Annotated in this window: 11 protein-coding genes; 1 reads left to right on the top strand and 10 read right to left on the bottom strand. The window is 68.3% G+C overall.

Annotated features, from left to right (window positions below; genetic code table 11):
• Window positions 1-310 precede the first annotated feature (310 nt).
• Entirely contained in the window at window positions 311-1,189 is an 879-nt protein-coding gene (locus ACFQZ6_RS21575; protein WP_381611535.1) for a hypothetical protein, read from the top strand.
• Between the two features lie 39 nt (window positions 1,190-1,228).
• On the opposite strand, the gene truA is transcribed toward ACFQZ6_RS21575, so the two are convergent.
• From truA to secY, 10 genes are all read right to left on the bottom strand, one after another.
• Window positions 1,229-2,065: a tRNA pseudouridine(38-40) synthase TruA gene (truA, locus tag ACFQZ6_RS21570; RefSeq protein ID WP_381611533.1), complete on the bottom strand. Its 837-nt coding sequence runs from the start codon at window positions 2,063-2,065 to the stop codon at window positions 1,229-1,231.
• A gap of 74 nt (window positions 2,066-2,139) precedes the next feature.
• On the bottom strand, window positions 2,140-2,643 hold the full coding sequence (gene rplQ / locus ACFQZ6_RS21565; RefSeq protein ID WP_381611531.1) for a 50S ribosomal protein L17: 504 nt from the start codon (window positions 2,641-2,643) through the stop codon (window positions 2,140-2,142).
• 185 nt (window positions 2,644-2,828) lie between these two features.
• Window positions 2,829-3,851 carry a DNA-directed RNA polymerase subunit alpha gene (locus ACFQZ6_RS21560; RefSeq protein WP_003966937.1) on the bottom strand — a complete coding sequence of 341 codons (1,023 nt, stop codon included), beginning with the start codon at window positions 3,849-3,851 and terminating at the stop codon, window positions 2,829-2,831.
• A 125-nt stretch (window positions 3,852-3,976) separates the two neighbouring features.
• Window positions 3,977-4,381 carry a 30S ribosomal protein S11 gene (gene rpsK, locus ACFQZ6_RS21555; protein ID WP_003956432.1) on the bottom strand — a complete coding sequence of 135 codons (405 nt, stop codon included), beginning with the start codon at window positions 4,379-4,381 and terminating at the stop codon, window positions 3,977-3,979.
• Between the two features lie 69 nt (window positions 4,382-4,450).
• Window positions 4,451-4,831 (bottom strand): 30S ribosomal protein S13, encoded by a 381-nt coding sequence (gene rpsM, locus ACFQZ6_RS21550; RefSeq protein ID WP_037858429.1) that lies wholly within the window; start codon window positions 4,829-4,831, stop codon window positions 4,451-4,453.
• Window positions 4,832-5,038: 207 nt separating this feature from the next.
• Complete coding sequence (gene rpmJ / locus ACFQZ6_RS21545; RefSeq protein ID WP_003998809.1) at window positions 5,039-5,152, bottom strand: 50S ribosomal protein L36; 114 nt, start codon at window positions 5,150-5,152, stop codon at window positions 5,039-5,041.
• Window positions 5,153-5,212: 60 nt separating this feature from the next.
• On the bottom strand, window positions 5,213-5,434 hold the full coding sequence (gene infA, locus ACFQZ6_RS21540; RefSeq protein WP_003948620.1) for a translation initiation factor IF-1: 222 nt from the start codon (window positions 5,432-5,434) through the stop codon (window positions 5,213-5,215).
• A gap of 501 nt (window positions 5,435-5,935) precedes the next feature.
• Complete coding sequence (gene map, locus ACFQZ6_RS21535) at window positions 5,936-6,772, bottom strand: type I methionyl aminopeptidase (RefSeq protein WP_381611529.1); 837 nt, start codon at window positions 6,770-6,772, stop codon at window positions 5,936-5,938.
• 143 nt (window positions 6,773-6,915) lie between these two features.
• A complete protein-coding gene (locus tag ACFQZ6_RS21530; protein ID WP_381611527.1) occupies window positions 6,916-7,581 on the bottom strand; it encodes an adenylate kinase in 666 nt (221 codons plus the stop codon).
• Window positions 7,581-8,894, bottom strand: a complete 1,314-nt coding sequence (secY, locus tag ACFQZ6_RS21525; RefSeq protein WP_381611525.1) for a preprotein translocase subunit SecY — start codon at window positions 8,892-8,894, stop codon at window positions 7,581-7,583. The genes ACFQZ6_RS21530 and secY overlap by 1 nt, the downstream gene beginning before the upstream one ends.
• Between the last annotated feature and the right edge of the window lie 16 nt (window positions 8,895-8,910).

The raw sequence follows: 8,910 nt of genomic DNA, 5'->3' as shown, positions 1-8,910 counted from the left end.
AAACGATCACGACAGCCTGTACCCACGGCGGCGACGCATACCGCGTGCGTGGGGTCGCTGGTCATCGGCCCGGTGGACCGGTGTAAGGGCCCGTCCCGTGAGAATGAGCAAGCCAATACACAACGAACCAGCAGGATACCGGGGTCGCCGGGACGGGTCAAAACGAGCGAACGGCGGACACCGGTAGCGACCAAGGGTGACCATACGGGGACGCAGCGCGACTAGGCACGCCCGGACACACCAACGCCACCTCCCCCAGGCGTCGTTGACCCGGGTCGGCGCGCGGCGCGGCCCGTCTAAGATGCGGCCCATGAGCTTTGGGCAGGGGGGACCTCAGTCGCAGTGGGATCCCTGGAAACCGCACTCACAGCAGCAGCCGTGGAACAGCGGCGGCAGCCAGACCCCGGACTGGGCCGCGCTGGCCGAGGCCTCCGAGGCGCGCAACAAACGCCGTCGGCTGCTGCTGATCGGCGGTGGCGCGCTGGCGACGGTCGCCGTGGGCGCCGCCGTCGCGGTGGCCGTCGTGTCGGCGAACGGCGGCGACCCGTCCGCCAAGACGCCGTCCTCCCAGTTGCCCGCCACCGCTGACCTGCCCAGCAGCCCGGCCGCGCCGTCGTTCGAGCCGACCTCGGCGCCGCCGCCGCTGGACCCGAAGGACTTCATCTCCAGCGCGAAGAAGGACAAGGCCGAGCTGAGCCCGCAGACCCTGTTCCCGGGCACCCAGCTCACCATGGGCGACACGGTCTACAAGAAGGGGCCGACCGCCGACACGACGACCTGCGCCTCCGCCGCGCAGGGCACCCTGCCGAAGGTCCTCCAGGCCCAGGACTGCACCCGGCTGATGCGGGTCACCTACACCAGGGACGGGGTCGCGGTCACGGTCGGCGTGGCCGTCTTCGACACCGAGGCGCAGGCCACCAAGGCCAAGGGCCAGGCCGACACCAAGAGCATCGTCCGGGCGCTGTCCGGCGGCGGCGTGAAGCCGTTCTGCACCGGCGCGGTCTGCCGTTCGACGACCAACTCCTACGGCCGGTACGCCTACTTCACCCTCGCCGGTTTCACCAACGGCAAGGACGTCACCACCAAGGACACGGCGGTCTTCTCGACCGGCGACGACCTGGCCGAGTTCACCTTCCGCCAGATCCGCCGCCGCGGCGAGGCCCAGGCTTCGGCCGCCGCCAGCGAGTAGTCGCCGGTACGGGCGTGCGCCCGGGGCTTGCGCCGGCGCTCACGCCCGCCGGTTGCGTGCCACCCGGCTGCGCTCCGCCAGCAGCTCGTCCGCCGGATAGCCGACCTCCTCCAGGCACAGGCCGTGCGGCCGGACCACGTGCACCGCGCTGTCGCGGACCCGCGCCTCCAGCACCTCCCGCGGCCACTCCACGCCCCGGTGCCCGTCCCCGACGAACAGCAGCGCGCCGACCATGGCGCGCACCTGGTTGTGGCAGAAGGCGTCCGCGCGGACCTCGATCTCCACGACGCCGTCCGCGTTCCGGCGCACCCCGAAGTCGAGGATCTCCCGGATCGTCGTCGCGCCCTCGCGCTTCTTCGCGTACGCCGCGAAGTCGTGCTCACCGATCAGCGACTTCGCCGCCGCGTCCATCGCGGCCACGTCCAGCGGCCAGTCGTGCCACAGCACGTGCCCCCGCAGCAGCGGGTCCACGCCCCCCGGGTTGTCGGTCACCCGGTACACGTACCGCCGCCACACGGCCGCGAACCGCGCGTTGAAGCCGCTCGGCGCCTCCCGCAGCGCCCACACCCTGACGTCCCTCGGCAGCCGCCCCGCGAGCCGCTTGAGCAGCTTCGCGCCCTGCTCCGCCCACACCTGGCGGGGCAGGTCCACGTGCGCCACCTGCCCGCGCGCGTGCACGCCCGCGTCGGTCCGCCCGGCCACGGTCAGCTCGTACGTCGTCCCCCCGGACCGCGTGACCGTCCGCAGCGCGTCCTCGACCTCGCCCTGCACGGTCCGCCGCCCCCCGGCCTGCTTGGCCCAGCCGGAGAAGTCGGTGCCGTCGTAGGACAGGTCGAGGCGGATACGGACGTCACCGGGCTGTACTTCGTCACTCACACCGGAATCCTCTCAGGTACGCGAACGGGCCCACCCCCGAGCAGGGGGCGGGCCCGTCGTGACGCGGGTCGGACTCAGGCGTCCTTGGACTCCTCGTCGGCGGCCTCCTCGGCTGCCTCCGGCTTGGCGTCCTCGACGGCCTCGTCCTTCTTGAGGGCGTCTTCCTTGACCGCGCGCTTGGTGGCGGCCTCGGCCTCACCCGTGGCCTCCTGGGCCACCGTCAGCGCCTCGACCAGCTCGATGACGGCCATGGGCGCGTTGTCGCCACGGCGGTTACCGATCTTGGTGATACGGGTGTAACCACCGGGCCGGTTCTCGTAGCGCGGGCCGATCTCGGTGAAGAGCGTGTGCACGATGCCCTTGTCCGTGATGACCTGGAGCACCTGGCGGCGGTTGTGAAGGTCGCCCTTCTTCGCCTTGGTGATCAGACGCTCCGCGTACGGGCGCAGGCGGCGGGCCTTCGCCTCGGTGGTGGTGATCTTGCCGTGCTCGAACAGCGACTTCGCGAGGTTCGCGAGCATCAGCTTCTCGTGCGCGGCGCTGCCGCCCAGACGGGCACCCTTGGTGGGCTTCGGCATGGTGTTTCTCCTAGGTGTCTGCCCCGGCCGTGTCAGGTACCGGGGTCAGTATCTGAGCAGACGGTTGTCTGTCAGAGATCCGGGCGACGAGCCCCGAAGGGGCTGTCGTCCGGAAGGGGCGCGGGGAACTGCGCGACAAGCCACAGCGCACCCGCACCCGAGTACGGACCGGATGGCCCGAGCTCTTAGTACTGCTCGGTCTCCACGAACCCGGCGTCCGCGTCGTCGTCCGCGCCGAACGCGTCCGCCGCGGCGGTCGGGTCGAACCCGGGAGGCGAGTCCTTCAGCGCGAGGCCCATACCCGCGAGCTTCGCCTTGACCTCGTCGATGGACTTCGCACCGAAGTTGCGGATGTCCAGCAGGTCCGCCTCGGACCGCGCGACCAGCTCACCCACGGAGTGGATGCCCTCACGCTTGAGGCAGTTGTAGGAGCGGACCGTCAGCTCCAGCTCCTCGATCGGCAGCGCCAGGTCCGCGGCCAGGGCGGCGTCCGTCGGGGACGGGCCCATGTCGATGCCCTCGGCGTCGATGTTCAGCTCGCGGGCGAGACCGAACAGCTCCACCAGGGTCTTACCGGCCGACGCCATGGCGTCACGCGGACGCATGGCCTGCTTGGTCTCGACGTCGACGATCAGCTTGTCGAAGTCGGTGCGCTGCTCGACACGGGTGGCCTCGACCTTGTACGTCACCTTGAGGACCGGCGAGTAGATCGAGTCGACCGGGATACGGCCGATCTCCTGGCCGACCTGCTTGTTCTGCACGGCGGAGACGTAGCCGCGACCGCGCTCGACGGTCAGCTCCATCTCCAGCTTGCCCTTGCCGTTGAGCGTGGCGAGGACGAGGTCGGGGTTGTGCACCTCGACACCGGCCGGGGGCGCGATGTCGGCGGCGGTGACCAGACCCGGGCCCTGCTTGCGCAGGTACATCACGACCGGCTCGTCGTGCTCCGAGGAGACGACGAGCTGCTTGATGTTCAGGATCAGGTCGGTGACGTCCTCCTTGACGCCCGGCACGGTGGTGAACTCGTGCAGGACGCCGTCGATGCGGATGCTGGTGACAGCAGCGCCGGGGATCGACGACAGGAGGGTGCGGCGGAGGGAGTTGCCGAGGGTGTAGCCGAAGCCCGGCTCCAGCGGCTCGATCACGAACCGGGAGCGGAACTCGTCGACGACCTCTTCGGTCAACGAGGGACGCTGAGCAATCAGCATGGTGCGTTCCTTCAGTCATGGACGCCCGCTATTTGACGTCCTTGAGTACTACAAGGGTACGGGCGATACGGCCCGGAAGAGCCGTACCGCCCGAAAACCTCAGACCAAGCAGCCCGCGTCGAAGATCAGACGCGGCGGCGCTTGGGCGGACGGCAGCCGTTGTGCGGCGTCGGGGTGACGTCCTGGATGGAGCCGACCTCGAGACCCGTCGCCTGGAGCGAGCGGATCGCGGTCTCACGACCGGAACCCGGGCCCTTCACGAACACGTCGACCTTGCGCATCCCGTGCTCCTGCGCACGCCGGGCGGCCGACTCGGCGGCCATCTGCGCGGCGAACGGGGTGGACTTCCGGGAGCCCTTGAAGCCGACGTGACCGGCGGAGGCCCAGGAGATCACGTTGCCCGAGGGGTCCGTGATCGAGACGATGGTGTTGTTGAACGTGCTCTTGATGTGCGCGTGGCCGTGAGCGACGTTCTTCTTTTCCTTGCGGCGCACCTTCTTGGCAGCGCCCTGACGACCCTTGGGGGGCATCTGTAACTCCTACGGGGAGGTGGTCGGTCCTACAGCGAAGACCGCTGATGAAGCGTTGTCCGCTGCGGACTACTTCTTGCCCGGCTTCTTCTTGCCGGCGATGGCGCGACGCGGGCCCTTGCGGGTGCGAGCGTTGGTGCTGGTGCGCTGACCGCGGACGGGCAGACCGCGGCGGTGGCGGAGACCCTGGTAGCAGCCGATCTCGACCTTGCGGCGGATGTCGGCCTGGATCTCGCGACGGAGGTCACCCTCGGTCTTGATGTTGTTGTCGACGTACTCGCGGATCGCGACGAGCTGCTCCTCGGAGAGGTCGCGGACGCGGGTGTTCGGGTCGACGCCGGTGGCGGCCAGCGTCTGCTGCGAAAGGGTCCGGCCGATGCCGAACACGTAGGTGAGGGCGACCTCCACGCGCTTTTCGCGCGGGATGTCAACACCGGAAACGCGTGCCATTCAATGGCTCCAGTTTTGTCTTCGGAGGTCTTCCACAGAACCGCCTCCCAGCCGCCGGCCTCTTCTGTTTCAAAGATTAGGTACGGCCTGGGTCCCCAGCCTCCGAACCGGGGGTGTCAGGCGGGGTACGCCTGGGTCCTGCGTATGAACATGTAACTCAGCTCGCGTCGCGCGAATCTCTGCGAAGGCAGAGGGATGGATCTACGGTCAGCCCTGGCGCTGCTTGTGGCGCGGGTTCTCGCAGATGACCATGACCCGGCCGTGACGGCGGATCACCCTGCACTTGTCGCAGATCTTCTTGACGCTCGGCTTGACCTTCATGGGGTGAGGTTCTCCGGGTCAGTGCCATCGCTCCGCTCGGAAGCGGGGCGCGGGCAAGATCTACTTGTAGCGGTAGACGATCCGGCCACGCGTCAGGTCGTACGGAGACAGCTCCACCACGACCCGGTCGTCAGGGAGGATGCGGATGTAGTGCATACGCATCTTGCCGCTGATGTGTGCCAGGACCTGGTGGCCGTTCTGGAGCTCGACCTTGAACATGGCGTTCGGCAGAGACTCGACGACAGTGCCCTCGATCTCGATGGCACCTTGCTTCTTGGCCACGCTTCGCCCTTCGAATCGACTACCTTGATCGGCCCCGTCACACTGAGCGCATGGAGACATGCGGGTGCACGGGAGCCGACGAGTCAGTCTACGTCAGCGCACCCGGAAAGACGAATCGAGCAATCCTGCCCCACCCCAGAGATCATCATGCGCCCGGGCCCAGCACAGCCATCAGCCCAGCGGATCCGGCGCAGCCGTGATGCCGTACTCGGCGAGCTTGGCCTTGCCGCCGACCGCTTCCCGACGCCGCCCTCGCGGGCGATCGGCGCCAGGGCGCCTCTCTGGCTTCGCGCGGCTGCGCTGGCCTCCGACCAGCGGTCCCGACCGCCCCCACCGTCAGCCCAGCGGATCCGGCGCAGCCGTGATGCCGTACTCGGCGAGCTTGGCCTTGCCGCCGACCGCTTCCCGACGCCGCCCTCGCGGGCGATCGGCGCCAGGGCGCCTCTCTGGCTTCGCGCGGCTGCGCTGGCCTCCGACCAGCGGCCGCGACCGCCCCCGCCGTCAGGCCAGCGGGTCCGGCGCAGCCGTGATGCCGTACTCGGCGAGCTTCGCCCTGCCGCCGTCGGGGGCCGTCAGGACCAGGGGGCCCTGGGGGGTGAGGGCGATGGAGTGTTCCCAGTGGGAGGACCAGGTGCCGTCGGTCGTGATGACCGTCCAGTCGTCCGACAGGACCTCCGTCTTCGGGGTCCCGAGGGAGAGCATCGGCTCGATGGCGAGGCAGATGCCGGGGACCAGCTTGGGGCCCTTGCCGCGCTTGCGGTCGACGTAGTTCAGCAGGTGCGGGTCCATGTGCATCTCGGAGCCGATGCCGTGGCCGCCGTAGTCCTCGACGATCCCGTACCGGCCGCCGCCGGGCTTCGGCTGGCGGCGGACGTACGTCTCGATGGCGCGGGAGATGTCGACGAGCCGGTTGCCCTGCTTCATCGCCGCGATCCCGGCCCACATCGACTCCTCGGTCACCCGGGACAGCTCAACCAGCTCCGGGGAGTGACCGGAGCCGACGAACGCGGTGTACGCCGCGTCCCCGTGCCAGCCGTCGACGATCGCCCCGGCGTCCACGGAGATGATGTCGCCGTCCTTCAGCACGACGTCCTCCGAGGGGATGCCGTGGACGACGACCTCGTTGACGGAGGTGCAGATCGTCGCGGGGAAACCGCCGTACCCGAGGAAGTTCGACTTCGCGCCGTGCTCCGCGAGCACCTTGCGGGCGACCTCGTCCAGATCCTTCGTCGTCGCGCCCGGCACCGCGGCCTCCCGGGTGGCCGCGTGGACGGCGGCGACGACCAGCCCCGCCTCACGCATCTTCGCGATCTGCTCAGGGCTCTTGATCTGCACCATGGGGACGGGGGCCTTTCTTCGACCGGGAGAGGGAGACAGGGGACGGACTACGTCAACGATACGGGCGCGGTCGCGCCGCAGCCGCGGTCCCGAGTACCAGGAACCGCGGCTGCGACACCGTATGACCGTGTGAGCGGGGACGCCTACTGGACGGGCTCGCCCTGACGCTTCAGCGCCTCCAGCGCGCGGCCCGTGACCTCGTCGACCGGGCCCAGGGCGTTGATGGTGACGACCAGGCCCTGCGCCTTGTAGTAGTCGATGATCGGCTCGGTCTGCGTGTGGTAGACCTCCAGCCGCGTGCGGACCGTCGCCTCGGAGTCGTCGTCGCGCTGGTACAGCTCACCGCCGCACACGTCACACACGCCCTCCTTCTTGGGGGCGCTGTAGGTGACGTGGAAGACGTGGCTGGAGTCCTTGCGGCAGATCCGCCGACCGGCGATCCGCTTGACGACCTCGTCCTCGGGGGCCTCCAGGTCGAGCACCGCGTCCAGCTCCATGTGCTCGGCCGTCAGCAGCTCGTCCAGCGCCTCGGCCTGCGACACGTTGCGCGGGAAGCCGTCCAGCAGGAAGCCGTTCTCCGCGTCCGGCTGCTCCATGCGGTCCTTGGCCATCGCGATGGTGACCTCGTCCGGCACCAGGTTGCCCGCGTCCATGTAGGACTTGGCGAGCTTCCCCAGCTCCGTCTGCTGGCTGATGTTGGCGCGGAACAGGTCACCCGTGGAGATGTGCGGGATCGACAGCTTCTCGGCAAGGCGGGTGGCTTGCGTACCCTTGCCCGCGCCCGGTGGCCCGACGAGGACGATTCGCATCAGCGGAGGAACCCTTCGTAATTGCGCTGCTGGAGCTGGCTCTCGATCTGCTTCACCGTCTCCAGACCGACACCCACGATGATCAGGATGCTGGTACCGCCGAACGGGAAGTTCTGGTTTGCCCCGAAACCAACCAACGCCATTGTTGGAACGAGAGCGATCAGACCCAAGTACAGCGAACCCGGCCAGGTGATCCGGTTGAGTACGTAGCTGAGGTACTCAGCGGTCGGTCGGCCAGCCCGGATGCCCGGGATGAAGCCACCATACTTCTTCATGTTGTCCGCGACTTCCTCGGGGTTAAAGGAGATTGCCACGTAGAAGAACGCGAAGAACACGATGAGCAAGAAGTACATACTGATGTAAAGCGGGTGGTCGCCCTTGACGAGGTGAGCCTCGATCCAGGTCTTCCACGACGAGTCGCCGTTGGAGAACTGGGCGATCAGCGCCGGGATGTAGAGCAGCGACGAGGCGAAGATGACGGGAATCACACCCGCCTGGTTCACCTTGAGCGGGATGTAGGTGGACGTACCGCCGTAGGAACGGCGGCCGATCATGCGCTTCGCGTACTGCACCGGAATGCGGCGCTGGGCCTGCTCGACGAAGACCACCAGGCCGACCATGACCAGACCGACCGCGATGACCGTGCCGAACTCGATCCAGCCGTCGGCCAGCGAGCCCTGCTGCTTGATGGCCCACAGCGCGGACGGGAAGGTCGCGGCGATCGAGATGAACATCAGGATCGACATGCCGTTGCCGATGCCGCGGTCGGTGATCAGCTCACCGAGCCACATGACGACGGCCGTACCGGCGGTCATGGTGATCACCATGGTGATGGTGACGAAGATCGAGCGGTCCGGGACGATCTCCGACGCGACCGGGCAGCCGCTGAACAGCGCGCCGCTGCGGGCGGTGGCCACCAGGCCGGTGCCCTGGAGCACGGCGAGCGCCACCGTCAGGTAACGGGTGTACTGCGTGATCTTCGCCGTACCGGCCTGGCCCTCCTTCTTCAGGGCCTCAAGGCGCGGGATCACCACCGTGAGCAACTGAAGGATGATGCTCGCGGTGATGTACGGCATGATGCCGAGGGCGAAGATCGTGATCTGCAGCAGCGCACCGCCACTGAACATGTTGACCAGGCCGAACAGACCCTGGTTGCCCTCGGCGACGTCGATACAGGTCTGGACGCTCCGGTAGTCGACACCCGGGATCGGGATGTGCGTACCGATCCGGTACACCACGATGATGCCGAGCGTGAAGAGCAGCTTCTTGCGCAGGTCGGGCGTCTTGAACGCCCGGGCGAACGCGGTGAGCACGGTGCCTCCTGCGACC

The organism is Streptomyces flavalbus (genome assembly GCF_042674625.1).
Classification (GTDB): domain Bacteria; phylum Actinomycetota; class Actinomycetes; order Streptomycetales; family Streptomycetaceae; genus Streptomyces; species Streptomyces flavalbus.
This window is presented reverse-complemented; position numbering and strand designations above follow the sequence as displayed.